1 protein-coding gene, 1 tRNA gene and 1 pseudogene are annotated in these 1047 nt (G+C 37.2%); all 3 read left to right on the top strand.

Annotated elements, in window-relative coordinates:
• The first annotated feature begins 400 nt into the window (after positions 1 to 400).
• Positions 401 to 476: transfer RNA gene (locus J7R10_RS08195), tRNA-Lys, on the top strand.
• Between the two features lie 173 nt (positions 477 to 649).
• Positions 650 to 739, top strand: a pseudogene (locus J7R10_RS10370) (phage tail protein); the annotation flags it as partial.
• 41 nt (positions 740 to 780) lie between these two features.
• Entirely contained in the window at positions 781 to 1035 is a 255-nt protein-coding gene (locus J7R10_RS08200; RefSeq protein ID WP_208436432.1) for a tail protein X, read from the top strand.
• The last annotated feature ends 12 nt before the right edge of the window (positions 1036 to 1047 follow it).

Consider the following 1047-nt stretch of genomic DNA (forward strand, 5'->3'; position numbering starts at 1 on the left):
TGATTCTGGGCAGAGCAAAATAAGACTCATGAAAGCAGCTCTGAGAACTGCCTAAAAAGACCTTTGAAAAAAATAAATTGGTACAAAACCTACTGTCAAATTATACAAAACCTAGTGGCAAGCTACAGCTATTTTACATATATTCCTAGATCTACGATAATTTGAAAATATTCACTCTTTCGTGTTTTAGAAATTATGAATCATTTTATGCTTAAAATATTCCTTTTATTCAAACGCACAAAAGAAAAAAATTATATATTATAGTGTTGATGAAAGGGAAAAAAACAGAAAAGTATTGATAACTGAATCGAAAATAATATTTTTTTTCGAAAGGTGTTGACCAAATGAAAAGTCAACCGTATGTTCCACTCACTTTCTGCAAGTGAAATAGCTTGTGTGGGAGCGCGTAGCTCAGCTGGTAGAGCAACTGACTTTTAATCAGTAGGTCCAGGGTTCGAATCCCTGCGCGCTCACCACTTTTAAATGAAATCAATCCGTTATATTAAAGTGCAGGAATCTTAATCCTTTTCTTCAGTGAATTTATTTTTACTGATTCAGATTCTTCTTGCGGATTTTTTCTATCATTTATCCTCATTTATTTTGCCTATCTATGGAATCGGATTTGTCAGTTTGGGGTAATTATATATTTAGTCGCTCTGGTCGATCACAGTGCATCCGCTATTCCATCAGTTTGTTGCCGTTTTTTGATGGGGGAAAACCCCAAGGTCAATATCAGTAAGGTCAATATCAGTAAGGTCGATATCAAGAGGAACAATTCCCATGAAGATACCAGAAAAGCATGTTGTTGTAGAGCTAGAGGATATGAGTCTCGATCTCATCTGCTTTCAACATGCCATGGCTGTGTTAGGAGACCGTGCGCAAGTTGGAGCATTAAAAGGTTATCTCGAAGCCACTTTGAGAGCCAATCCAGAGATTGCCCAATATGGTGTGCTTTTACCACGCGGTTTAAAGGTTATTTTGCCTGAATTCGCACTTCACAATCTCCAAAGCATGGTGAAGCGGTTATGGGATTAATGCGCACATATC

Origin of the sequence: Bartonella vinsonii subsp. berkhoffii ATCC 51672, from assembly GCF_902825225.1 — a bacterium.
Taxonomy (GTDB): domain Bacteria; phylum Pseudomonadota; class Alphaproteobacteria; order Rhizobiales; family Rhizobiaceae; genus Bartonella; species Bartonella berkhoffii.